Origin of the sequence: Ktedonosporobacter rubrisoli (genome assembly GCF_004208415.1) — a bacterium.
Lineage (GTDB): Bacteria > Chloroflexota > Ktedonobacteria > Ktedonobacterales > Ktedonobacteraceae > Ktedonosporobacter > Ktedonosporobacter rubrisoli.
In genome coordinates this window covers 946,226-967,935 of the sequence record NZ_CP035758.1, presented here as the reverse complement: position 1 = coordinate 967,935, position 21,710 = coordinate 946,226, and the positions used below count along the sequence as shown (strand labels likewise).

Here is a 21,710-nt window from a genome sequence, read left to right as displayed (position 1 = left end):
GTGAGATGTAACATTTCTGCGTATATCTTCTTGAGGAGAGTATAAGATGCCTCATAGTGCGTGGCCGCACTATTTCCCCATTTTAATCCACCACAAAACTCAACTCTCCTCTTGCCTTACTTTCGTGCATACACCCATCGCTTGAGGCGAATCTCAGCCAGGAACCTCTTTTTCAATAGAAAGGATGCTCTCAACTTACAGAGCTTTTAGAAGCGGACGTAAGCTAGCGATAGGTGAGAAAACGCGTCTCAGCCAGCGATAAGCATTTCTATGATCGCTTCTGCGGCCGCATCTGGCCAGCTCCAGCCATGTTGGGTAGCTATATTCCTGCATACATCTCGCCCAAGATAGGCTGTTTGGAGCATGGCTTGCCTCAAATCTTCGGGACTTTGCAGCGGAATACAGCCATTCAACTGGCGCAGGCGCGCTGGCGGAAGAGCTTGCTCCAGCTTCCACTCTGGGAAAGAAGCTTGCCAGCGTTCCACTGCACCGGCTTCCAGTCTGAGTAGCGCTATCAAGCTATCCAGCGCTGCTATGTGCAAAGTGACCCGCGTATACCAGTAATCGCCACGCTTAAACTTGCAAAAGGCTGTGTGTAAGAAATACCACATGCGATTGCAATGGCTTTCAAAAGTTCCCAGCTCTTGCGAAGCGGGAAGGCGTTGCGAACTGCCAACAAGGGCTTTAGCAACCTCACTTAAATGGCCATCAGTCTTGTCATATAGCACAAAAGCGTCAAGAGCTTGCGGACTGGTTGGCCAAGAGCGTACTTCCTCGATTTGGGAGGCTGGCATGAAGCGAAAATCAACCCGCAAAGGAGATGATTCTGTCTGAAAAATGGTCCAGGCGATAGCGCCATCCTCGTCGGGATCATAGGCTAATAGCAGCTGACCGAATTGCCTTGACCATTGTCTCCATTCCTGGCGAAATTGCTCAATCTGTGCATCTTGAATGAAGAGAAAGACGTCTAAATCTGACCAGGGATCAACACGCCCTTCGGCTCCTGAGCCTCCTTCCAGGAGACCCACAATGCGGTCATCTGTGCGCACAACTTCCAGAAGAGATTGCTTGAAACTGGCTCTGGCCTCGATTGGGTCTATCATGGCTTCGTCTACTTTCAACATAATTGTCTTAAAAATCTTATAAAGTGCATTATATGCCTCAGCCGACTAAGCATACATAAATTTGTTTGAGGAGGCAAGCTTTTTTGACGCCTAAGCGCTTATTGTTCTTGTCATGTTTTGCTGCCGGATGCGAGTTGCTTGCAGCCTCTCCCTTATTTAGCCTTGTTCCTCTTGACAAATAAGCAAGGATGAACTATGCTTTATATGCAAGTTGCGCAACTCGCATATGCAAAATATGCATGAAAGAGAAAGAGAAATGAAGCAGGCGGGATATCTGGTTCAGACCTATGAGCGCCATACATGGCGTACGCTCTTTTCTTTACCGGCCAGTTTGTGTACGGCCATGCTGCTGCTGGACTATACCATTCACGGTAGCGCAGCACCTAAGGGCTGGCCGGCAACTATGTTAGCGCGCCTATCCAAGCAGGCGCTCGCTGATCTGGAAGGCATGCGGGCTATTCTGGCGCATGGGGCGATCCTGCGCGGCTTTTTGCTGCAGCAAATCTCCTCGGCTATGTCCGCTCAGCAGGAGTGGGACGCTTTACTCAACTGGCTGACTAATCTGACAGAAGCTTCAATGCGACAATTGATCACTTATGGTATACGCTCGAATCTAGAATATTATCGCTCCTATCCGCATTTACCGCGTGTGCCGGAAGTGGCGCGCTTGCTTGAGGAACTGGAGGCCGCTGAGACTGTGCTGGAAGATGAGGAGTACCGAAAAAGGGCCATCCACACTATTTTAGATGATTGGGGCATTCAGGAGCATGGCCCGCCCCTGGCACTAATTGAGCATCCGGACCGTTTGCGCGCAGCCATTACAGGCTTCTTGGGCGAACTTTGGGAGCAGGGCTTTGCTGAAGCATGGGAGCAGCGCAAAGCGTCATTGACAGCGACTATGGAGGCTACCCAAGATTGGCTCACCAGAGAAGCTGTGGCGTATCTCCCTGATGAGGTAGTCTTTCGCGTGACTGGCTTACAACTGAAGGAAGAGTGGATACCCGTTTTGCAGCGCGCCTCCACTGTGGTTTTTGTTCCTTGCCTCTTCCTTGATAAGTACCTTTCTCTGGCCGTGGAAGGGGATACGCTCAACATTTTCTATGAACCGAAAGTTACGCCTGTGTTGCTGGCTGATTATTCTGCAAGGCAAGAAGTATATGCGCGAGGGGCACAACAATCGGCAAGCCGCCTGGCCGAGAGCCAGCAGGCCTATGCTAGCGCGTCTCCAGTACTGGATCTGGCTGAGTTTGGCCAGGCTATTAGAACCCTGGGCGATCCTACCAGCCTGAGCATTCTAACGGCGCTCGCAGAGGAGGGTGAAATGTTTGCCCAGCAGGTTGCCGAAAAGCTAGAGGTGCATCAGAGCACAATTTCGCGCCATTTTAGCCAGCTTGAGCGCACGGGCCTGGTTTCTGTACGCCCCGAGGGCAGCATGAAATTCTATAGTGCAAATCGCGAGCGCATTAAGGAAATCTGCCAGCTCTTGCTCAAGACGTTCGCGTAAGGACAGCTTTTGCTTACCATCGTAAAACAGGCACTTTTGCTTCCTAGCGTTGAAAAAAGAAGGTTGTATCTTGCTTCTCTATCGAGAGGAAGTTGCAAATTTAAGCAGGTTTGAATTTAAAAGGAGGAAGTTATGAAGTTCAACCATTTTGCGGTTATTACAACCGAGATGAAGAGCGCTATCGCGTTCTTTCGCGATATTATGGAACTGCCTGTAAGTGGCGATGAAGGCTATGCCGAGGTAGACGCCGGTGGTTTCGTCTTTAGTTTGATGCCCAATGCTTTAGTGCCGTTGACCGGCCAGCCACAAGGAATTATTCTGCAGTTTGAGCTTGAGGATGTGGCAAGCAGGGCTGAGCGCATCCAGCAGCGCGGAGGAAAGCTATTATATGGTCCGCGCGTAACAGATTGGGGCACCGAGTCAGTTTTTGTGGCCGGTCCTGCCGGCCTGGTTATCGAGCTGTATCGCTGGAGGCAGGACCAGACTCATTAGTGTTGCTGCTATCAGCCAGAGCCCCAGCAATAGTGATGTATGCTCGCAGAAGTTAGCCTCTATTGAGAGGAGACTACCGCAGAAATTAATACATTCAGAAGAGAGAACGCAACGATTTCCCTGGATTGCTGTTGCGGATCTGGCGATGCTTCATGCGTCAGGCTATGTCTCTTTCAAGGAGCACAATTCAAGGAGCTGATAAGATGATGGATAGAAGGCGGACCAGGAAAGCCGGCAGCAGCTCAGAGAAGTAGTTGAAAAATAGCTAAAAAATCCGATAAAACGAGAAAGCCAGCTTTGAAAAGTTTTTGAAGGATGAGGCAGAGTATGCGTCAGGAAAGACAAAATCTGCTCCGCGAAGCCCTTGAAGGCAGCGAGGCTGAAACAGCTCTTGTACAAATTGTGTTGGCCTGGAAAGCCGCAGGAATGAAGCAGCAGGAGGCATTAGACGAGTTTGAGCAGTATCGTAAAGTGCTGCGAGCTCAAGCTGAAGAGCAGAAAGAGGATGTGCTGATGGATGTTATGGATTGCATTATTGGTTGGTGCCCTGCTCAAAGACGTCTGTTTTAGCGAGCTGGAACTTGCTGTTTCTTGCAACAGCTTTAACGAACTGAAACTGGCTGAACCTTCTGATGAGCCAGAGTTGATAAGCTCGGTAAGTGGGTCAAGGTCAGGAACCCGGTGCCTGCTGGCGTTGGGCTCCTGGCTGGAAGCTCTGGCAAGAAGCTTGCCGTAAAGTAGCTAAGAAGATCATACCCTCTTCGCTGCGCTCTGTGCCTGAGCAGCTCTGTTGGCAAGTTAGCGCCAGCGCTATGGATACGTAAGAGAGCATTGCTGGTGCAGAGTAGTGCATAGCGACGCAAAGCATAAGGTAGCACTGCGAATGCATCGGATAGAACCAGGCCTGCTGCTGGCAGTGAGACGTTTAGGCAACACGAATAGCACAGGTTGAGGCTGAAGCTATTTGTAGTGCAGTAGTTGGTGTTCCGAATGCATAGGTAGCGCCGAAGCTATTCGTAGCGCAACGCATCAGCAATGCGAATACGTACGGCTCCCAGAACCGGTAAAGAACTTGCCAGCATGACCATAGCGATGGTAAAGGCAAACATATTTAGCAGCATAAGTGGCTGGAAGGAGAAAGGTATCTTGATGAATACAGCACCCAGGAGGCTCACAAAGCCGTATGCACCAGGAACCCCTAGTATGCTGCCTACCAGCCAGGCAATCAGGGCCAGGGCGATTCCTTCGAGCCAGAAAACTGTAGCAACGCGCCAGTTTGTCGCACCTAGCGAGCGCAGCACGCCTATCTCTCGTCGCCGTTCAAGCACTGAGGTGGTGAGCGTGTTGAAGATACCAAGGATACCTACAAGGGCTACAATCGCTTCAGCAGTATAGAAGAGGGCGAAAACGATGGTAAAGGTGTTTCGTCTAACTTCGTCTCTCTCTTGCTCCGTCTCAGTATTCGGAATCATGCCCATGCGGCTCAAGGCGGTATCAAAGCGCTCGGCCATCTGCGCCACGGCCTGTGGCGAGCGGTTTGTCCCCTGGATAGCAATGCCCTTGACGAGGTTATTTGACAATCCGGCAAAGCTTGCATAATTGGCAAGTGGAGTCAGCCCCATCCCGGCATCTGTTGGGTTGTTGGGATCGTAGACTTCGCCGATAATACGCCAGCGCACGGTTTTAAGTGCATTTGAAAAGCTCAGCATATCGCCTACTTTCAGACCGCTCTTGTTGGCCATTACCTGGCTGATCACGATGACCTGTGTTTCATTAGTGGCAAACCAGCGGCCCGCGATCAGATGCTTGCTATACACCTTTGTGTCGGCATCAACTCCAAAGAGCTCCAGCCGGCCCCATTTAGTATTGGTCAGGCTGGACTCCATGCGTTCGATGTGGGCTACGTTCGGGATAGCACGCGCTGTGCGATAGACCTGATCGTAAGGTTGCGGCGTGGCAAGTGTGACGCGAACATCATCCTTGTAGATGCCAAAGAACTCGCTGCTATATCGGTTAAACGAATCGATTGCGGTCTGTACTGAAAGGAAAACTGTGCCTGCTAATGTCAGGGCGAGCAGGGTGAGGATGGCGCGCCCACGCTTGCGAAAAATGCCGCGTACGCCCAACCAAACCGTCTGGGGCACCCAGGTTAAATGGTTTCCAGGCTGCTTGCGCGTGCTAGCATTCTGGCTGGTGACGCCATAGGCTCCTATGGCCTCGCGCACTGTAATCCTTGTCCCATGCCAGAGGGGAAACAGGGCAGCGAGGAGGGGAACGCCAAGGCCCGCTGCAATACTGGGTAGCAGAATACCCGGTGAAAAGTGCAAAGCGCCGGCATTTTTGGTGAATAAGCTCAGCATGAACGAAGCTAGTCCATAGCCACCGGCTATTCCCAGGCCGGTACCCAATAGCGTACCAAGCGCTCCATAGATGGCGATGGTGAGCAGATAGCTACCCATGATGGCAAGCCGCGTGCCGCCCATGGCCTTCATAATCCCAATGATCCTGGTTTGTTCCGCTAGCATTGTGGTGACGGTGATAATGATCAGAAAACCGCTTAGAATAAGGGCGACCAGGGCAATCAGGCGCATGACGCTCAGGATGGTGTTGCTAACACTCTGGGCGGGAATTGCCTGGACAAGAGCGACATCGAAGATAGTAACGCCTTGCTTCTGTAAAATGGTCGCAATGGCGTGCGCTGTCTCATTGACCTTCTGTTTGTCGTATAGTTTGATCTCGATATCGTTAGCACCAGAGCTGGCGGTCAACCGGCTCAGGGCGGCGCTGGTCATATATGCCTGCGTGACGTTGCTCTGAATTGGAATAGCCAGTCCAGGCGTGCGGCTGATGCCAGCGACGCGCAACTTTTGCGGACCCTGGGCGGTATCAATGGTCACTTGATCGCCGACCGCTACAGCCTGGATCTGGCTGTTGCTTTCTTCCATGATTATCTCGCCGGGACCTGGAAGTCGCCCGTTAATCAGTTGGAAGGGAGAGAGCTGGATGTGCTGCAAGTCCTGATAACCCAGAATCGTCAGACCAATGTGACCAGATTTGGTAGCCACATGCCAGCGAGTTTGGTAACGAGTCCCTATCTGCACGATTTGGACGTTGGGGACTGTTGCCAGGCTGGATGCGCGCGATGGCTGGATACTCTGGACCGAGAAGCTGAGGTTGGCTGCTCGACTCAGATCGTTGCCACTGGCAAATAAGTTATTGGTGATCTCGCCGGCCACGTTGATAGCTGTCAGTCCCAGTACGCCTATCATGATGCCCAGCACAGCTAGCAAGGTGCGTCCTGGCCGGCGCGTCACATCGGTAAGCGCTTTACGAGCAATAGCACTCTTGATCATTGCAGTTTCTCCGTCCTGAGGCGATCAGAGGTGATGGCTGCATTCGCGTTGCGCTGATTGACAATATGTCCATCGATAAGCTCTATTCCAGCAGTCGCCTGCCTGGCCAGTAGAGGATCGTGCGTGACGTAGATTACAGTTTTGCCAAGTTCTGTTAAGCTGGCCAGAATCTTAAAGATCTGCTGGGCTGAACTAGAATCAAGATTGCCTGTTGGCTCGTCGGCTACCAGCACAGGAGGATTATTGGCAAGGGCCCGCGCGATGGCTACGCGCTGCTGTTGCCCACCGGATAACTGACCTGGCAAGCGATTTGGGTATGCCTGCATACCCACGGTCTCCAGGCACAAATAGGCATGTTCTAGCCAGTGCTGGCGCGGTAAACCTCCGCCGCCTCCAAGCTCCAGGGCTAGCAAGACATTCTCCAGCACGGTCAAGGTGGGCAGAAGCTGGAAAAATTGGAAGACGATGCCGATGTGGGTGCCTCTCCAGCGGGCGAGAGCGTTCTCGCTTTTGGCAAGCAACGGCTCGCCAGCAAAGATAACACGTCCGTCGTTGGGCCTATCTATGCCCGTCAGGATATTTAGTAGAGTTGATTTGCCGCAGCCCGAAGGACCGGTAATCGCAAAAAGGGTCCGGGCTGGAATCGTAAAGGCTATATCATCGAGAATAAGCGTTTGTTGGATGCGTGAATCGATCATGCGCGAGATATGTTCCACTTGAATGAGCGCTGCGCCATCCCTGCTGTTCGTCTGACGCTGCGTTCCCTGGGACTTATGCATTTTGAGACCTTTCTCTGGCGAAAATGATGAGGTAGCGATAAGTGCATAATGAAAATTTGTTTATCGCTTTTGGCTCTGGAAAGATTGCAAGGATAAGCAATCTTAGCTATTTTTTTGCAGAGAGAAGCAAGGCTCTGGAGCCGTTGCTCCTCTCTTTGCTTGAGGATACAAAAATTAGTATGACGGGTAAACATAGCGGAAGTATCGCATAAATGTTACAAAACTGTGTCATTAAGCATGAGAAGCCGCACCTATCGCTCTCAGCTAGCTGCTCTATAGGATCAGGAGAGATCTCTCAATGCTCAAACTGAGGCAATTTCCTATTCAAGCCCAGGTGCTATAGGTTTTATCTAGCGTGATTGATGCGTAATAGTCGTAACCAAAAGAAAATGGTAGAATAAAGGATAATAGCTGTTTGTTTGGAGGAAAAACTATGCATCAAGAAATTTCTGAGGACAACTTGCGTTTCTTATTGGATCGTGCGAGCATTGAGGATGTTGTGACGCGCTTTACAACTGCTGTAGATGGACGCGATTGGTCTACGCTACGTTCGTGTTTGGCCGAAGAGATTGATCTCGATTATACATCGCTGCATGGAGGTGTGCCTTTGCATCTTCCTATAGATCAGGTCCTGGCTGATTGGGGCAAACGAATTCCCTCTAATGTGGGAGTTCATCACGCTCTAACGAATCGCGAAATAGCGCTTAAAGGAGACGAGGCAATCTGTACGGCATATTTACAGGCCCACCATTTTTTGATCGAGAGTGGCGAATTTACCTGGACTTTAGGTGGTAAATATACTGTTACCTTAAGGCGCAGTGAGCAAGGCTGGAAGATTTGCCGCCTGGTCTTTATTGCGCAGTGGGTGAATGGGGATAGAGAAATCATTGCCCAGTCTCAGAAGCGCTTTTTTCAGCCATAATAGTCGTAGCAAACTATATTAACCCGCAAAAAAATTTTGGAGGGGGTTCTGAGGCTTTAGACAAGGACCTGCCATGTCTTCTCTAATTGAAGCACCCAACCGTGGATGGATTGCAGAGTTTGGGGAAGATTGGCCTTTTCGCGCAGATGCGGAAATAGCGCTTCTCTATATGCTTGATGGGCCTGCAGATCGCTCCATAGGGTTGCTACAAGGTAGCGAGAGGAATGATCCTGAGCCTGGGCGAATACTCCTCCATACATACCAGAAGCCTGCATCATGCCGGGATTCCAGATGGTCTTCTGGTTATGAATAAATAGCTGATCACGTTGTGGAAAAAGTTGTGAATCCGTCACCCTGAGTACTGTACCCGTGGCAAGCGCAGCCTGGAGATCGGATTGCGAGCCAGCAATGGACATGAGCTCTTCAAAGAGTGTTATTGATAGGGATGTATATGTTCCCTTCTGCCGACTTTGCTCAAATAATGCATTATGCATGCTTTGCATGAAATGAAGATAAGAAGCCTCATCTTGCCAGCAGGCGAGTATTCCTGCCTGTTGGGGAGAGGCGCTAGTCCAGCCGCCGATCTGCCCGAGAAAACCTGGCATGCCCTTAAGAGCGCTCCACTGGCTCTGTGCTATGGAGAAAGCTCTACGCGCATTGGCGGGAACCTGGCAAACAATCCATTTTATTAACATAGAGAGAGCTCCTTGCTTCGTCTAATGTTCGGACTTTATTGTTAAGCCGCGCTTCGCCTGACTCTGTACTGCAGGGTTGCTTTGATCCGCCGCGTGGAGTTGCTTGCTCGTTGTACGCAAGCGCGCCGGGTTTAAACAGCCTCAATCAGTTACGGAAGCTGCTTACCAGGCGCTTCCGTATCATTGAAAGAAGCTTCTAATCCCGGCCAGATCCCTCTGCGGAAACAGCATTGCTAATAAGGTGAAGGCTACTTCGATCCCCGTTTTTGGCGAGGATGAGGTGATGATATTCTTATCAACTACGATATCCTGCGATAAAACGTTGACGCCATGGGCTGCCATTTCCTGCTGCCTCTTCCCTGGAAATGTGGTGCCGTGGCGCCCTTGCAATACGCCGGATTGAGCAATAGGGATGCCACCAGTGCAAATGGCGGCAAGCGGTTTGTTCGCGCGATTAAATTCTCTGATGGTCGCTAGAAATTCTTCGCGACTGGCATCCTTATAGAAGCCGGATTGGCTAGTTCCACCCGGAACGGCTAAGGCGTCATAATCGGATGGGGAAATTTCTGCTAGCAAGCTATGTGGAATAACTGAGAAGCCAAAGGCGCAAGTCAGGCTTTTGTGCAATGCTGTAGATGTTAAGTCTACTTCGAGGCCGCCATTGCGCGCGAAACCCATGACATCAGTAAAAACTGCACCTTCATAGGCTTCGAAGCCGTTGGCGAGCAATAAAAGCACTTTTTTCACAAATACTTCCTTATAAAAGGATTTTCCTGATTGCCACTTACGTACCTGGACAGCTCTATGCCTGTGCTAATTATACGATATTAGAAGTGAGCTGCGCGTAGAGTTGCCCTGGCCTAGAGGACCAGGGCCGGCCAGAGCAAGAGCGTACCTATAGTGCTAAGGCTGACGATTAGGAGGAGCGCATAGAACAGGCAACCGTCAAGCAAATGACTAAATAGGTTAGCTACCAGGGGATCATGCTGTTCATATAAGGATAGTGGAATAAGGATAACCAGTCCGCCTATCCCTAGAGCTCCAACGACAGCACAGAGAAGGATACTTTGTTGACTGACCAGGCCAAACGCCATTCCCAACAGGATTCCCAGGCCAACGCCAAACAGCACTTTAACTCCTTGGGGAGTATATGAATTTTTCGTCGCCCACGGTTCAATTTCTGGAAGAGCCGAGGATGAATTTATTGTCGCTCCATCGGCTGGGGAACGATGGCGTTGAATAGCCTGCTTCTGCTGCGGAAGGTAAGGAAGGTTGGCTTCTTCATAAGGTGAAGAGATGTCTATATAATCGTTGGCTTGAGATTGGTTCATATGCTCGTCCATGAGTTGCTCCAATACTGCCTTATCTATTGATTTGCCCTGCTTGGTTTGCTAATAATCTATATTTCTCTTGCTGTACTTACTTTTGCCTACCACCCATAAGTGTACCATAAAATCGCTTTCTTGTCCTGATTTTTCACAAGGTGCTGAAAGCCCGCTCCTGGTCCCATCGCGAGAAGCTGATGTAGTTCGATCTGGCCCGATTCCGTTGTTTTCTGGCAAGCGCGCTGCTGTTCTGTCAGATGAGGAGATCCTATAGTTAAGCCAATAGCAAGCGGCTGTTACCTTTGCAGGCCTTTGACGCTCCAGCGCCAGAGCAGGGGAGACATCGCCCTTGCGCAACCCGCTTCTGACAAACAATAGGCTTATCTGGAAGGATCTTTTTGTATGAAGCAAACTATTCAAGCCCCTGGCCCACTAGCGACAAAGCGCCTGGATGCATCGCCACGAGGAAGGGGAGTAATTGCTTTCCTCTTTATGCTTGGCGCGATTGGCTTTGCTGATAAATCGATTACTGGCTACCTTTCTGTCCCTATTATCAAAGAATTTCACCTGAGCTCGGTTCAATGGGGTATTCTCAGCGGAAGTTTCTTCTGGCTGTTCTCTATTTCCTCGATTCTGTTTGGGGCGTGGTCGGATCGTATAGGAACGACGCGCGTGCTCTCGCTCGTGGCTATGATCTGGACACTTGTACAGATCGCTACTGGCTTTGTGGCTTCTTTTCCTCTCCTGCTTTTGAGCCGTGTGGCTCTGGGAATTGGTGAAGGTCCCTATACTGGCCAGGCGATGACGGCAGCCGCAAAGTGGCTACCGCGCGAACGGCGTGGTCTGGGCCTTGCCCTCGTTTCCTGTGGAAATCTGATAGGTCCTGCCATTCTCACACCCCTCCTGATTGTACTTGCCGCCTCGCATGGCTGGCGTATCGTCTTTCTGCTCCTTGGTATATGTAGCCTGCTCTGGCTAATCGGTTGGTTGCTGGTAGGACGCGAAGGGCCCGGAAGCGAAGATGCTATAGGCAAGGAAGCGCTGATAGAGTCCCGGCAGAAGAATGCCTGGACCGGTCTGCTGCCGCTGCTATTCTCTCGCAATATTCTGCTGATTACGCTAGCTACCTTTGCGGCGTACTGGATGCAAGGGCTTTCTGTCAATTGGCTTGCCGCCTATATGATCAATGTACGCCATCTTCAGCTTGTCTGGGCAGGGGCAGCCGGTAGCCTGGTTGTTTTGTGTACATGCCTGGTTCAGATCATGTCGAGTATGCTGGCGGATCGCTGGTTTCGCCGGACAAGTAAGCTGCGCGTGTATGTTGCTACCATGTGTGCAGCGCTTGTGCTCACGGCCGCCTTGAATTATAGCGCGGTCCTTGTAGCTCCGGTTGCGCTCTCGATTCTCTGCCTGTGCCTCCAGCCGAGTGGAGCTGTGTTCTCAACGGCGGGAACGTTGATTGTCCACCTCACGCCTACAAAGCATCAGGGAACTGTTCAGGGAGTATCGATAGCCCTGGCAACCATTGGCGCAATCGTATCCCCTATCCTGGCTGGCTTTCTGTTGCAGGCCGCTGGAAAAAACCTGGCTCAAGGTTTTCAGACTGTCTATCTGCTTAGCGCTCTTCTCTTCGTCTTTATCGCGCTTGCGGCTTTTGCGGGTATTCGGCCACAAGGAGAGCGAGAAATTTGAGCCTTTGGTTTCGTTCAGCGATGACCGGCAAGTTTATTGGGAGCTTAAAAGAAAAGTGGGAAGAGAAGAACCTGAGTGCTTGCTCCGAGCGCGTAACAGCTCTCTGCCGAGGAGATCAAGCTGAGCTCTGTTTCGCGCTGATCAGAGCGGCTATCTTATGTTTGTGTTAGTATGTGGCACTGCTCAACGCTTTGGCGAAGAGTGGCGTACGCGTTTACTTATCCATTGCTCCAGGCGTTGCCGCTGTTGCGGCTCAGCGTTGCCTGCATACTTCTTGACGACATCAGCAATGCTCTGCATACGAAGCGTGTTGCGCCAGGCTTTGTCAGCCTGCGCCATGGCAACATGAACGGCGCATGGCAAGCGATACTGTTCGCACGGAAGCGCCAAAGGGCCTTGCTGGCGAATTTCTGTGCAGCGAAACAGCGGCTCGTGTCCATCTATGGCTTCAACAACCTCCAACAGCGTGATCTCCTCTGCCGAGCGCGTCAGTCGATACCCTCCCTTGGGGCCAGGCACCGATTCAAGGATGCGTTCATTGGTTAGGGCTTGCAGATGCTTGGAGAGGTAGGTTTCTGAAAGGCCATGATATTCGGCCAGGGCTTTCGTCGGTAGCGTCGCCCCCGCCGGAAGCTCCGCCAGCAGGCACACACAATGCAATCCCCACTCCACTCCTTCGCTAAGTTTCATAACTATCTCTCCTCATTTTGATGGTTTGCCTGTCTCTCTTGTCGTTGCCAGGCTCTATCCTGGACATTTTTTATCCTTGACAAATATTGTCCAGGATACTATAATCTGGATAGAAGTTGTCCAAGATAGTATATCTTCTTCTCCTGATAAATTCAATCAGTCTTAGGGAGGATTTTCTATGACTAACCGTATTCGTTATGCTATCGCCGCGCCAAAAGCCAGGCAGGCTATGCTTCAGTTTGAAGAGTATGTTGAGCACTGCGGGTTAGAATTATCGCTGCTCCGCCTTGTGCAGACTCGTGCCTCGCAGCTCAACGGTTGTAGCTTTTGTCTGGACATGCATACCAAAGATGCCCGCGCTGAAGGCGAGAGCGAACAGCGGCTCTATTTACTGGCCAGTTGGCGAGAGGCTACTTGCTACAGTGAGCGGGAGCGTGCTGCTCTGGAATGGACGGAGGCCGTAACCCTTGTAGCTGATAGTCATGTTCCCGACGAAGTGTATGAGCGCGTTCATACTCAGTTCACTGATGAAGAGCTGGTCAATCTTACGCTGGCGGTTGCGAGCATCAACACCTGGAATCGCCTCAATATTGCTTTCCGCACACCGGCTGGCAACTATCGTCCTGCCAGGAAAGGCGCCAGCGCTTAGCTGGTTGAATATCCAGACCTGATCAGCTAAATCTACTTCGATCAAAGCCGTTGTCATCAAAGCAGCCAACGCACAACTCGTCTTTGGACGAGCTGCTCCTGCGGATGCCTGAAAGAAGTGGGGAGAAGCTCCGCTAAGGTAAACGGAGAACTTTCCCCGCCTTTCCATTATCTTGCCACCCCGACCTCCAATTCGCTATACCTCACCACACTCTCCTGCTTTCTCTTGTATATTCCTACAGCCGAAAAATCCATGCAATTTCTATTGACCAATGGATCAATATCGTGCTATACTTTGTATGTTGATCCGATGGTCAATATGTAGAGAGTGATTACCTCGGAGATTTTCACATTCCTGGTAGTCGTTGTGCATTTATTGCCAGGTAGATTTCCCGGGAAGTTGCAAGCGGCGAGCTTCGCTGCTGGGGAACGGGATAGTGCTTATGAAAAGCTAAAGTTTTAAAAGGAGAGAATAGATGCAGAAAATTTCTAGTAACGAAACAATTATCGATATTCATCGCCATATTGCCCATCCTAGTTTAATGGCTAATCTTGCGGCCTTTCCCCGCGAAGTGTTCCTTGAAAATATTCCTGATCAGCAGGATGCAAAAGAGGATACAACGCACTTTCAGAGATCCGTTTTCAACGATATTGATGCGCAGGTACAGGCCCAGAACCAGGCCGGAATCACAAAAGGTCTTCTCGGCAATGCGTTCCTTCTCGCAGACGTCAAACCTCATGTGGGGAAAGTTGCCCAGGATGTTGCCGCAGCCCTCAATGACAACCTTGCCGGCTTTGTCGCCAGGTATCCCAACAAGCTTGATTTTCTGGCCACAGTGCATCCGTTCGAGCCTGGCTATGAAAAGGAGATTGAACGCAGCTTGACTCGGCTGGGCGCAAAAGGTCTGACCCTGGACTCTAGCTATGCTGGTCGTTGGCTCGATGATCCCGTGCTTGAACCTTTTTGGGCACATGTGCAGTCGCGCGATATAGCTGTTTCGCTCCATCCTCCCATTAATCCGCTCTGGCTTCCTGGTAATGATACTTTCCGTATGCAAGAGTTGTTGTACAGACCATTTGATGTCATAACCAGCAGCGCGCGGATGATCTGCTCAGGTCTCTTTGATCGCTATCCTCAGCTCAAAGTAGTGATACCGTTTGGGGGAGCTGGCCTGTTAAATCTGCTTGGGCGCCTTGAGTACTTCTATCAGATAGGTTTTATCGGTGCCCAGGGAAAGAATGCTGTAACGTGTCAACGTCCGCCCAGCTCATATATGAGAACAAACCTCTATATCGATCTTAGCTTGTCTTTCTCGCCTTCGACGATACGCCAGGCCATCGAGATCTGTGGAACTGAGCGCGTACTCTTTGGCTCGGATTATCCGGCGGCCCTCACGATTGAGGAACAGATTGCCGACGTAAAGCAGCTTGATCTGCGCGCGGAGGAGAAAGAACAGATACTATGGAAGAACAGCAACGAGCTGTTCCATCTTGATGTTCAGGGACACGCGTCAGCTTTACAATCAAACTAACTATCAGGAGTAACTGAGGCGGGTTCATCCTGCCTCAGATCAGGCCGAGAGGGGCCTGCTTTTTCTACTCCGCTGAGCGCTGGCTAAAGAAGACGCAGCGTGGAAACTTCGTAAAAGAAATCCCCGCATTATTGGCTGTTTGCCGACGAGAAGGAGGGCAACAGAAGAGCGCGTATAACCCTTACGAGTTGTTCCACATCGACCCGCTGCTCGTTGAGCAGAGCTTGCATGGCGCAGCCCTGCACGATACCAATGCAAGTTGTCACCAGGGCCTCGGCCGTCACATCGTGAAAGCGTACGGGATCGCTTTCGATCCAGGCCTGTACGGCAGGTAAAAATGCTTGCCTGGAACGCTCAAGGGCCTGCTGAATCCGTTCTTTAATGATGGGGTCATGCACGGCGAGTGCCCAATAGGCGAAGAAGAGGTTTAGCCGGGCTCCGTCGTGCTCGTCTTGAGAAAGATCTTGCAGGTCTAGCCGAATCAAGGTGAACACGCGTTCTGCGGGCGGGAGATCCTCGGAAGCTTCCCAGAGCTCAAAGATCGAAGCAAGCAACCAATCTAAGAGGGCGAGCAATAACGTTTCCTTGGACTGGAAGTGGAAGAAGACCAGCCCATTGCTCAGGCCTGCCTCAGCGGCAACGAGCCGGATCGTGAGTTGCTCAAGCCCTTTCTGCTTGGCCACACGGAACGCTGCTTGTATGATCTGCTCGCGGCGTAAGGCTTCCGACGCTTTTTTCCCCGGCATATTTTCAACCTCTCAACTAAAATTTGTCAAAATATATTGATCACCAGGTCAATATACAGAGTGCAGATCCACCTGTCAAGAGGTAGTCATAGTTTACTGACGCGGGAGTGAAGCGGGAAAGTCTTTTGCCTACCAGAGATCAGAGGCTAAATAAGACTCTCTGTTTGACTAAGCAGAAATACATGCATTTATGATATCATTCTTGTATGAGTACCTATCAGACAGACCCTCGTGTCGACGCATACATTCAGACTCTTCCTGACTGGCAGCAGGAGATTTGCCGCCAGGTGCGCGACCTCGTGCATGCCGCCGATCCCGAGGTGATCGAGATTATCAAGCGTACAAAGCAGCCCTATTTTACCTTGAATGGCAACATCTGCGCGCTGCTGGGAGCGAAGGATCATCTTAATATTTTCATCTATGATCCCATCGCGCCAGATCCCGAGGGCCTTATTAACCAGGGGCAAGGGAATCTGACGGCGCGCTCAATTCAAGTTCGCCAGGGCGAAATCATCAATGAACGTGCGCTATTGAACCTCTTTAAAGCTGTTATCGCCAATAATCGCGCCGGCGGCTGGCGTAAGCTCAAAGAGAAGCCTTAGCCCAATATTTCCCTGTCAGGAGGCAGAAGCAAGAATAGCCATCAACCGCTGAATATAAGCTTATCTACCTCTGCTGAAAGAGTTGGGGATATTGTAGCAATAAGAGCCGCAAGCCAAGTTCCGCTACGGCAATATCTTTACCGTAATTGCTCAAGCGAATCTCTTCGTATAGCTCGGTAATAAAGGGCAGATGAATAGATGTATGCATCTTTTGTGACATCTTGACTACATCTAGAAGCGCCTCTGTTGCCACTGGATATGCTTTCTTTGTTAGCCATACCTGTGCTAAGGCTACGTAACTGTCCAGACGATGATAAGAGAAGTGATTTTTAATCCCTGGATCGCCAATTTGGTCAGCCTCGTAGATGAGCTTTTCGGCAAGCTCGGGAGAACGCAGCTTTTTATCTGGGGCACTGACCAGCGATCTTGCTCTACTGATCAGAAATCTTTCAAGAGTCATGTTAATCATGTAGAGATCCCCTGAAGTTTCCTTTGCCCCTCCAATACAGCTTTGAGCTATGTCGGATAAGATTAATTCAGCCTTTACATCTGAGGCTGTTGTGGCTAATCTCATGTTGGTCAGACTGGCAATATCGTGTGCGCGCCCTTTAATATCCGGAGACGTGTGCATGCTGGCAGCTTTTGTAAAATCACGCTGAGCCTGATCTAGCGCCCCTATATCATAGAAGAATTCTCCTCGTCTAATATAAGCAATAGCTTCAAAGGTTGAAATATTCTCTTCGTGGGCCAGCGTAATGGCTGCCTTAAAATGTTGAAGAGCGCTGCGTAGTGTCCCTGTTCCCTGGCAATGTGGGCGAAGCGCAACTGATAGGCGCAAAGCAGCTGTAGCATGCGTGTGCGTTCTGGCTTCCTGATATAGAGAACTTTATCATGCAAAGCCCGAATCCGGCTTCTTAGAGCTCCCAGGGTTGCATCCGCATCATCGTAGCCTTGCTTCCAAAGCTTGAACAAAAAAGAGCTATATTCTTCGTAATTGATTCCTGATTGCTCAGTTGGCAGCGGCGAAAGTACGTGCTCAGAGGCATGTTTTAGGGCAGGGAGGCCAAGGGTAGCAGGGGCAAGATCGAGCATACGTGCCAGGACCCACCTGCGTGCGGCATCTTTAGGAATATTGCCCGCTTCCATATTTAGGTATGCCTTTTTATCTAACCTCTCTAGTCATCATCGTCCTCATCTCCGTAGCCCGCTGCAAAGAACTCCGGGTTGTTAGCTTCAAGTATGCCCACCTTCAGCCGTGCCACTTCGAGCAATTTGTTGGCTCTGGTTGCGCTCAGCTCTCGGCAGAGAGCATCGATACCGATTATGTGGCTATCATCTCTCGTCTGCCTGGCTAGCGCCAAAGCTTGCCCAGCTAATGTTGCCGATAGTGGATAATCATTCAGCTCGAAATGGGCTCGCGCCTGCAGTAATAGACTGGCGGTTTGAATGCGCCGGGATAGCGATTCGGCAGGCAATTGTGCGAGAGCATCGAGGGCGCGGGAAGGAGCGCGTAGATCTTTGATAACGCAATCTAACAGAGCTGCAGCTTTGTTGAGATAAAAGCGCTCTTTATCGAAACTGAGCAGATAGGAATTCCCTCCCCTATAGATACTTTCCTCACTAATTGGAGCATCAAGCAACTGTTCAGCCTGGTCCATCCAGCGTAGGGCATCATCAAGTTCGCTCTGATCATTAACGGTACAGGCGTGGGCAGCGGCTTGCGCAGCAATGGCCGCGCCCTTGACGTGCGGAGGGAGCCAGCGATCCAGGGCGCAAGCGGCGTCGTGATCGCGAATAGAGGAGGCAAAATAGCTCTGCGCTTTGTCCTGCTCCCCTCTCAGCAAAGCCACCCGGGCCCATGAGTTCCAGGCCCCGCCCCGGCGCACTAAGAGCGTTGCTTCCAAGGCCTGGTGATTGTGCGCAGTTACATTAAGCCCCTTGTCAAAGTAATGAATTGCGCGGGCAAAGCGCTGGTGATCGCGGGCCATATTGCCCATGAACTCCAGGTAGCTGGCCAGTAGACGTTCCATGCGCGGTCGGCTTGGCGAGCGATCAAAGTTTACATGTTGTGTGAGTTGAACCAGGCTTTCTCTAAGAACTTTGACATCGAAGACCGCCGTGTCCACGAAGTGCTTGCGCTGATAGAGCAGCAACTTTTGACGGCAGGCATCTTCGTCGGGCTCCTCCTCTAATCTTTCCCACTCCTCATCCTTAAACGCGTCGGTGTCATGTCTATCTATATCCACACTAACCATCCTTTCCAGCGTTTTTCCATACCTTCACAAAATGTAAGAGCAATATATAGCACTGCTTGGGCAGGCAGAAAAAGAGAAGCAAGAGCTTTACATTTCGCTGCCGGGCCTGAAACGGTCTGGCTTGTGATTCAGGCAAAAAGTCCTGGATGCTGAGCTTTAAAAAGGTTGACGCCAAGGCTCAAGACTTCGTGCGACTTACCGTAGCGGCTGCCGCGCAGCTTGCGATAGAGCGTATCAATGCCAATCAGCTCGCTGCTCTCTTGCACATTCATTACGAGCTCAAGCGCATCACCGGCGAGTTTGGTAGCAAATGGATAATTGCCTAATTCGAACTCAGACTGCGCTTGTAGTAATAAGCTAGTCGTTTGTATACGCAGAGATTGAGAGCTGAAGGGTAGCTGAGCGAGGGCATCGAGGGCGCGGGTAGGCGCGCGCAAGGCTTTGATGGGGCTATTGAGCAGCGCCGTAGCTTTGTTGAGGTAAAAGCGCTCGTTATCGAAGCTCAGCAGGTATAAATAGCCGCCTGCCTGCAGGCTTTCCTCGCTGATGGGCGTATTGAGTAGCTGTTCGGCCTGGTCCATCCGGCGTAAGATACCGTTGAGCTCGCTCTGATCATTAACGGTACAGGCGTGGGCAGCGGCTTGCGCTGCGATGGCCGCGCCCTTGACGTGCGGGGGGAGCCAGCGATCCAGGGCGCAAGCGGCGTCGTGATCACGAATAGAGGAGGCAAAATAGCTCTGCGCTTTGTCCTGCTCCCCTCTCAGCAAAGCCACATGAGCCCATGAGTTCCAGGCTCCGCCCCGGCGTACTAAGAGCGTCGCCTGTAATGCTGGGTAGTCATCGCCAAGGCCTTTAAGCGCCCTATCAAAATGAGCAATAGACTGGGCAAAGCGCTGATGATCGCGGGCCATATTGCCCATGAACTCCAGATAGCTAGCTAGCAGGCATTCCATCTGCGCCTTTTCGGCTGGGTGGGAATGGTGAAGGATTTCTGTGAGAGAAGAGACACGCTGCTGAACAGCTTTCAATCTTGGGAAGGCCGTGCTTGCATAGTGCCTGCGCTGATAGTTCATAAGTGTATGATGATACTCAGCTATATCGATTTTGGCCTCAAGATCCTTATCGCTGTCCCTATATGTTGAGAGAGAGAATTGCCTGGGGAGGGCTTGTATTTCCTCGTCGGAACACAGCAGCGAGAGCGGGATGCCTAGCAGTGCTGCGATGATAGAGCGACGTTGCGGATTTTTCGGGACCTGATTGTACTCTTCCATTTTTCGTATCGCATCCTTTCCGACACTCCTATTTCTAACGATCATCCCATAGAGAAACGCGAATTCTTCCTGCTCTAAATTTGCCAGTTTTCGTCCCTGCCGAATCAACTTGCCATAATTGGGTCTTCCGTGCCCATCCAATTCCAGCACAAATGGGTAGCGCTCTGGGTCGCTCGTGTGTTCCATGCCGACCTCCTCAAACTACATATACCAACACTTAATGCATCTAAGATAAGTATACGAAGATTAAGGCGACATGTCCAGCAAGAGTGGAAAAAATACTACTTAACTTTACGATTTTTTCCTGAGCGATCTGCTATGCTCTTTCTAGAGCAATAAGTGAGCTCTATCTAATACGTTGTCCTTAGTAAAATGCTTTTTGCTCTCTGAATGCAAGTATGTCATTACGTGTAAAATGATGTCAAGCCCGGAAAGGAACTTTGTTTATGGCAGAAAGTGAAGTTGCACGTATCAGGCGGCAGATCGCCTTGGAATGCGAAGCGATGGTGCGCGGGTTGCACGCGTATGCAAGTATGGCGCAGCATGAATTTATTCGCGCGAAATTCAATGCGCTCGAAGGGCATTTTGAAAATTTAGTCCCGCTGACCGGACAGGAGCAAGCTTTGGATATTCTGGTTCAAACCTATAACGAAGTGGTGAAGTAAGGAGTTTGCGGAGATGAGGCGCTATACTGAGCCCCTGATAGCCATATTTATGACCTGCAATGAGGTGATAGCTCTTAATTATGTCCTGCATGACTTTCTAGATTTCTACCGGCAGCCAGGACGCGTGACGCGGAATAACCGCGAACTTGTCAAGCTCATTGAAATGGTTTTCCAGCACATTGGAGAGAGTGCAAGCCAGAATACGAGCTCAAGGTGGGCAGAAAAGAGTAGCCAGCCATGAGTGAGATCGGGCGTATGTCGGTAAATCAGCTTCTAGATGAGATAGAGCTCTGTGAGGAGCGGCGCTATATGCTGCACGAAGCCCTGGTAACGCGCGCCTCCTTACAAGAGGTCGCGGAAGTGCAATTTAACGAGCTAGCTGAGCTGGCGCAAGAAGCCGCCAATTATATGCGGAGCCTGCAGGCCGGCGAGCCCGTGAAGAAGGTCTGGATCGCGCAACGCGATGCCTGGCTAGAACGCCTGGCCGTGCTTATCGACGAACTATGATGATAATGTTATTTGCTGCTTGTTGTGACGCAGAAAAGTACTCAGAACCCCGTTGAAACGCTTGCTCCCTGTGTGAGAAGTTGAGCGATTTTGGCGGGAGTATCTACCTGATCTAATGGAGTATGTATGTGCACTTTGAGATCTGGCGCGTCAAACACCTGAAACGTGATATGCTCAAACATAAGATAGCCTACGCGGGGATGCTTTAGCGTTTTTTGCCCTTCTGGCGCATTGGCCACCTCGTGATCGGGCCACCAGGCTCGAAATTCTGCGCTGCGAAGCATCAGATCATGGATCAGTTCTCTCAAGCGGGGATCATCGGGATACCGACCACAAGCGGCACGGAATTGGGCCAGGATCTTTCGCGCGTGTCCTTCCCAATCGACAAGCCCTTGCCGATGGCTGGGTGAGGTGAAGAGTCGCCAGACGGAATTGCGTTCGAGGCTGCTCATCTGCCCAAAATCACCAAAGACAACGCGAGCAGCTTCGTTCCAGGCTATCACATCACTGCGCCAGCCGGAGACAAAGGCCGGGCTGAGACCCTGATGATCGAGGAAGTGTTGTAATGTTGCACTCACGGTCTCCGGTTCCATACCCCTGGCTGGAGGGGGTTGCTGGTGGGCTAAGAAGAAAAGATGCTCGCGCTCATAGGTATTCAAATGCAAAGCCTTGACGAGGCTTTCTAAGACCTGCGTCGAAACGCTAATCGGGCGTCCTTGCTCCAACCAGGTGTACCAGTCAACACTGACTCCGGCCAATTGGGCCACTTCTGCACGTCTGAGTCCAGGCGCGCGCCGCCGGCTTCCTCGCGGCAGCCCAACGGCCTCAGGCGCCAGCCGAGCTCGCCGGGTGCGCAGAAAATCGCCGAGCTCTTGTAAACGCTGGTCCTCCTGCTCACGTTCCATCGT

Annotated in this window: 25 protein-coding genes; 11 read left to right on the top strand and 14 right to left on the bottom strand. The window is 51.1% G+C overall.

The window, feature by feature from the left end:
* Window positions 1–248 precede the first annotated feature (248 nt).
* Complete coding sequence (locus EPA93_RS04380; RefSeq protein ID WP_165422867.1) at window positions 249–1,103, bottom strand: aminoglycoside 6-adenylyltransferase; 855 nt, start codon at window positions 1,101–1,103, stop codon at window positions 249–251.
* A 277-nt stretch (window positions 1,104–1,380) separates the two neighbouring features.
* Here EPA93_RS04380 and EPA93_RS04375 point away from each other — a divergent pair, with 277 nt between their 5' ends.
* The 3 genes from EPA93_RS04375 to EPA93_RS04365 all read left to right on the top strand — a co-directional run bounded on the left by EPA93_RS04375 (window position 1,381) and on the right by EPA93_RS04365 (window position 3,690).
* Complete coding sequence (locus tag EPA93_RS04375) at window positions 1,381–2,628, top strand: ArsR/SmtB family transcription factor (RefSeq protein WP_165422866.1); 1,248 nt, start codon at window positions 1,381–1,383, stop codon at window positions 2,626–2,628.
* A gap of 132 nt (window positions 2,629–2,760) precedes the next feature.
* Window positions 2,761–3,120 carry a VOC family protein gene (locus EPA93_RS04370; RefSeq protein ID WP_129885870.1) on the top strand — a complete coding sequence of 120 codons (360 nt, stop codon included), beginning with the start codon at window positions 2,761–2,763 and terminating at the stop codon, window positions 3,118–3,120.
* Between the two features lie 327 nt (window positions 3,121–3,447).
* Window positions 3,448–3,690: a hypothetical protein gene (locus EPA93_RS04365; RefSeq protein WP_129885869.1), complete on the top strand. Its 243-nt coding sequence runs from the start codon at window positions 3,448–3,450 to the stop codon at window positions 3,688–3,690.
* Between the two features lie 32 nt (window positions 3,691–3,722).
* Here EPA93_RS04365 and EPA93_RS04360 read toward each other — a convergent pair whose 3' ends face one another.
* The 3 genes from EPA93_RS04360 to EPA93_RS04350 form a co-directional block, all read right to left on the bottom strand.
* Window positions 3,723–3,998: a hypothetical protein gene (locus EPA93_RS04360; protein WP_129885868.1), complete on the bottom strand. Its 276-nt coding sequence runs from the start codon at window positions 3,996–3,998 to the stop codon at window positions 3,723–3,725.
* Window positions 3,999–4,130: 132 nt separating this feature from the next.
* Window positions 4,131–6,473 carry an FtsX-like permease family protein gene (locus EPA93_RS04355; protein WP_129885867.1) on the bottom strand — a complete coding sequence of 781 codons (2,343 nt, stop codon included), beginning with the start codon at window positions 6,471–6,473 and terminating at the stop codon, window positions 4,131–4,133.
* A complete protein-coding gene (locus tag EPA93_RS04350) occupies window positions 6,470–7,252 on the bottom strand; it encodes an ABC transporter ATP-binding protein (protein WP_129885866.1) in 783 nt (260 codons plus the stop codon). Before EPA93_RS04350 ends, EPA93_RS04355 begins: the two co-directional genes overlap by 4 nt.
* A gap of 433 nt (window positions 7,253–7,685) precedes the next feature.
* Here EPA93_RS04350 and EPA93_RS04345 point away from each other — a divergent pair, with 433 nt between their 5' ends.
* Window positions 7,686–8,174, top strand: coding sequence for a nuclear transport factor 2 family protein (locus tag EPA93_RS04345; protein WP_129885865.1), 489 nt, complete (start codon window positions 7,686–7,688; stop codon window positions 8,172–8,174).
* Between the two features lie 56 nt (window positions 8,175–8,230).
* Here the strand turns inward: EPA93_RS04345 and EPA93_RS04340 are convergent, their stop codons facing one another.
* From EPA93_RS04340 to EPA93_RS04330, 3 genes are all read right to left on the bottom strand, one after another.
* Window positions 8,231–8,869: a YdbC family protein gene (locus tag EPA93_RS04340; protein WP_129885864.1), complete on the bottom strand. Its 639-nt coding sequence runs from the start codon at window positions 8,867–8,869 to the stop codon at window positions 8,231–8,233.
* A gap of 180 nt (window positions 8,870–9,049) precedes the next feature.
* On the bottom strand, window positions 9,050–9,616 hold the full coding sequence (locus EPA93_RS04335; RefSeq protein ID WP_129885863.1) for a DJ-1/PfpI family protein: 567 nt from the start codon (window positions 9,614–9,616) through the stop codon (window positions 9,050–9,052).
* 113 nt (window positions 9,617–9,729) lie between these two features.
* Window positions 9,730–10,200 (bottom strand): hypothetical protein, encoded by a 471-nt coding sequence (locus tag EPA93_RS04330; protein WP_129885862.1) that lies wholly within the window; start codon window positions 10,198–10,200, stop codon window positions 9,730–9,732.
* 396 nt (window positions 10,201–10,596) lie between these two features.
* On the opposite strand from EPA93_RS04330, the gene EPA93_RS04325 reads away from it, so the two are divergent.
* A complete protein-coding gene (locus tag EPA93_RS04325; RefSeq protein WP_129885861.1) occupies window positions 10,597–11,886 on the top strand; it encodes an MFS transporter in 1,290 nt (429 codons plus the stop codon).
* A 183-nt stretch (window positions 11,887–12,069) separates the two neighbouring features.
* Here the strand turns inward: EPA93_RS04325 and EPA93_RS04320 are convergent, their stop codons facing one another.
* Entirely contained in the window at window positions 12,070–12,576 is a 507-nt protein-coding gene (locus tag EPA93_RS04320; RefSeq protein ID WP_129885860.1) for an RrF2 family transcriptional regulator, read from the bottom strand.
* 178 nt (window positions 12,577–12,754) lie between these two features.
* Here EPA93_RS04320 and EPA93_RS04315 point away from each other — a divergent pair, with 178 nt between their 5' ends.
* A complete protein-coding gene (locus tag EPA93_RS04315; protein WP_129885859.1) occupies window positions 12,755–13,225 on the top strand; it encodes a carboxymuconolactone decarboxylase family protein in 471 nt (156 codons plus the stop codon).
* Window positions 13,226–13,700: 475 nt separating this feature from the next.
* Window positions 13,701–14,756, top strand: coding sequence for an amidohydrolase family protein (locus EPA93_RS04310; protein WP_129885858.1), 1,056 nt, complete (start codon window positions 13,701–13,703; stop codon window positions 14,754–14,756).
* A gap of 128 nt (window positions 14,757–14,884) precedes the next feature.
* On the opposite strand, the gene EPA93_RS04305 is transcribed toward EPA93_RS04310, so the two are convergent.
* Window positions 14,885–15,502, bottom strand: coding sequence for a TetR/AcrR family transcriptional regulator (locus EPA93_RS04305; protein ID WP_129885857.1), 618 nt, complete (start codon window positions 15,500–15,502; stop codon window positions 14,885–14,887).
* A 206-nt stretch (window positions 15,503–15,708) separates the two neighbouring features.
* Between EPA93_RS04305 and EPA93_RS04300 the strand changes: the two genes are divergently transcribed.
* On the top strand, window positions 15,709–16,104 hold the full coding sequence (locus tag EPA93_RS04300) for a DUF1801 domain-containing protein (RefSeq protein WP_129885856.1): 396 nt from the start codon (window positions 15,709–15,711) through the stop codon (window positions 16,102–16,104).
* 64 nt (window positions 16,105–16,168) lie between these two features.
* Here the strand turns inward: EPA93_RS04300 and EPA93_RS04295 are convergent, their stop codons facing one another.
* The 4 genes from EPA93_RS04295 to EPA93_RS04280 form a co-directional block, all read right to left on the bottom strand.
* Complete coding sequence (locus tag EPA93_RS04295) at window positions 16,169–16,573, bottom strand: hypothetical protein (RefSeq protein ID WP_129885855.1); 405 nt, start codon at window positions 16,571–16,573, stop codon at window positions 16,169–16,171.
* Between the two features lie 206 nt (window positions 16,574–16,779).
* Window positions 16,780–17,250, bottom strand: a complete 471-nt coding sequence (locus EPA93_RS04290) for a hypothetical protein (RefSeq protein WP_129885854.1) — start codon at window positions 17,248–17,250, stop codon at window positions 16,780–16,782.
* Window positions 17,251–17,279: 29 nt separating this feature from the next.
* Window positions 17,280–18,350, bottom strand: a complete 1,071-nt coding sequence (locus EPA93_RS04285) for a hypothetical protein (protein ID WP_129885853.1) — start codon at window positions 18,348–18,350, stop codon at window positions 17,280–17,282.
* A gap of 137 nt (window positions 18,351–18,487) precedes the next feature.
* The gene (locus EPA93_RS04280; protein WP_129885852.1) at window positions 18,488–19,816 is read right to left on the bottom strand and encodes a helix-turn-helix domain-containing protein; all 1,329 of its coding nucleotides are present in this window, start codon (window positions 19,814–19,816) and stop codon (window positions 18,488–18,490) included.
* 260 nt (window positions 19,817–20,076) lie between these two features.
* Between EPA93_RS04280 and EPA93_RS04275 the strand changes: the two genes are divergently transcribed.
* Genes EPA93_RS04275 through EPA93_RS04265 form a run of 3 tightly spaced genes read left to right on the top strand, consistent with a single transcriptional unit; the run spans window position 20,077 to window position 20,802 of the window.
* Entirely contained in the window at window positions 20,077–20,295 is a 219-nt protein-coding gene (locus tag EPA93_RS04275) for a hypothetical protein (RefSeq protein WP_129885851.1), read from the top strand.
* 13 nt (window positions 20,296–20,308) lie between these two features.
* Window positions 20,309–20,536, top strand: coding sequence for a hypothetical protein (locus EPA93_RS04270; protein WP_129885850.1), 228 nt, complete (start codon window positions 20,309–20,311; stop codon window positions 20,534–20,536).
* Window positions 20,533–20,802, top strand: coding sequence for a hypothetical protein (locus EPA93_RS04265; protein ID WP_129885849.1), 270 nt, complete (start codon window positions 20,533–20,535; stop codon window positions 20,800–20,802). The genes EPA93_RS04270 and EPA93_RS04265 overlap by 4 nt, the downstream gene beginning before the upstream one ends.
* 41 nt (window positions 20,803–20,843) lie before the next feature.
* Here the strand turns inward: EPA93_RS04265 and EPA93_RS04260 are convergent, their stop codons facing one another.
* A complete protein-coding gene (locus tag EPA93_RS04260) occupies window positions 20,844–21,707 on the bottom strand; it encodes a helix-turn-helix transcriptional regulator (protein WP_129885848.1) in 864 nt (287 codons plus the stop codon).
* Between the last annotated feature and the right edge of the window lie 3 nt (window positions 21,708–21,710).

What these genes read in the sequence shown, in the direction of transcription:
- EPA93_RS04315 (WP_129885859.1), top strand. Translation starts at nt 12,755, where the DNA reads ATGACTAACCGTATTCGTTATGCTATCGCCGCGCCAAAAGCCAGGCAG.
- EPA93_RS04305 (WP_129885857.1), bottom strand. Translation starts at nt 15,502, where the DNA reads ATGCCGGGGAAAAAAGCGTCGGAAGCCTTACGCCGCGAGCAGATCATA.
- EPA93_RS04350 (WP_129885866.1), bottom strand. Translation starts at nt 7,252, where the DNA reads ATGCATAAGTCCCAGGGAACGCAGCGTCAGACGAACAGCAGGGATGGC.
- EPA93_RS04365 (WP_129885869.1), top strand. Translation starts at nt 3,448, where the DNA reads ATGCGTCAGGAAAGACAAAATCTGCTCCGCGAAGCCCTTGAAGGCAGC.
- EPA93_RS04375 (WP_165422866.1), top strand. Translation starts at nt 1,381, where the DNA reads ATGAAGCAGGCGGGATATCTGGTTCAGACCTATGAGCGCCATACATGG.
- EPA93_RS04345 (WP_129885865.1), top strand. Translation starts at nt 7,686, where the DNA reads ATGCATCAAGAAATTTCTGAGGACAACTTGCGTTTCTTATTGGATCGT.
- EPA93_RS04280 (WP_129885852.1), bottom strand. Translation starts at nt 19,816, where the DNA reads ATGGAACACACGAGCGACCCAGAGCGCTACCCATTTGTGCTGGAATTG.
- EPA93_RS04295 (WP_129885855.1), bottom strand. Translation starts at nt 16,573, where the DNA reads ATGATTAACATGACTCTTGAAAGATTTCTGATCAGTAGAGCAAGATCG.
- EPA93_RS04270 (WP_129885850.1), top strand. Translation starts at nt 20,309, where the DNA reads ATGAGGCGCTATACTGAGCCCCTGATAGCCATATTTATGACCTGCAAT.
- EPA93_RS04275 (WP_129885851.1), top strand. Translation starts at nt 20,077, where the DNA reads ATGGCAGAAAGTGAAGTTGCACGTATCAGGCGGCAGATCGCCTTGGAA.
- EPA93_RS04265 (WP_129885849.1), top strand. Translation starts at nt 20,533, where the DNA reads ATGAGTGAGATCGGGCGTATGTCGGTAAATCAGCTTCTAGATGAGATA.
- EPA93_RS04325 (WP_129885861.1), top strand. Translation starts at nt 10,597, where the DNA reads ATGAAGCAAACTATTCAAGCCCCTGGCCCACTAGCGACAAAGCGCCTG.
- EPA93_RS04290 (WP_129885854.1), bottom strand. Translation starts at nt 17,250, where the DNA reads ATGGAAGCGGGCAATATTCCTAAAGATGCCGCACGCAGGTGGGTCCTG.
- EPA93_RS04330 (WP_129885862.1), bottom strand. Translation starts at nt 10,200, where the DNA reads ATGAACCAATCTCAAGCCAACGATTATATAGACATCTCTTCACCTTAT.
- EPA93_RS04300 (WP_129885856.1), top strand. Translation starts at nt 15,709, where the DNA reads ATGAGTACCTATCAGACAGACCCTCGTGTCGACGCATACATTCAGACT.
- EPA93_RS04320 (WP_129885860.1), bottom strand. Translation starts at nt 12,576, where the DNA reads ATGAAACTTAGCGAAGGAGTGGAGTGGGGATTGCATTGTGTGTGCCTG.
- EPA93_RS04260 (WP_129885848.1), bottom strand. Translation starts at nt 21,707, where the DNA reads ATGGAACGTGAGCAGGAGGACCAGCGTTTACAAGAGCTCGGCGATTTT.
- EPA93_RS04310 (WP_129885858.1), top strand. Translation starts at nt 13,701, where the DNA reads ATGCAGAAAATTTCTAGTAACGAAACAATTATCGATATTCATCGCCAT.
- EPA93_RS04355 (WP_129885867.1), bottom strand. Translation starts at nt 6,473, where the DNA reads ATGATCAAGAGTGCTATTGCTCGTAAAGCGCTTACCGATGTGACGCGC.
- EPA93_RS04370 (WP_129885870.1), top strand. Translation starts at nt 2,761, where the DNA reads ATGAAGTTCAACCATTTTGCGGTTATTACAACCGAGATGAAGAGCGCT.
- EPA93_RS04340 (WP_129885864.1), bottom strand. Translation starts at nt 8,869, where the DNA reads ATGTTAATAAAATGGATTGTTTGCCAGGTTCCCGCCAATGCGCGTAGA.
- EPA93_RS04380 (WP_165422867.1), bottom strand. Translation starts at nt 1,103, where the DNA reads ATGATAGACCCAATCGAGGCCAGAGCCAGTTTCAAGCAATCTCTTCTG.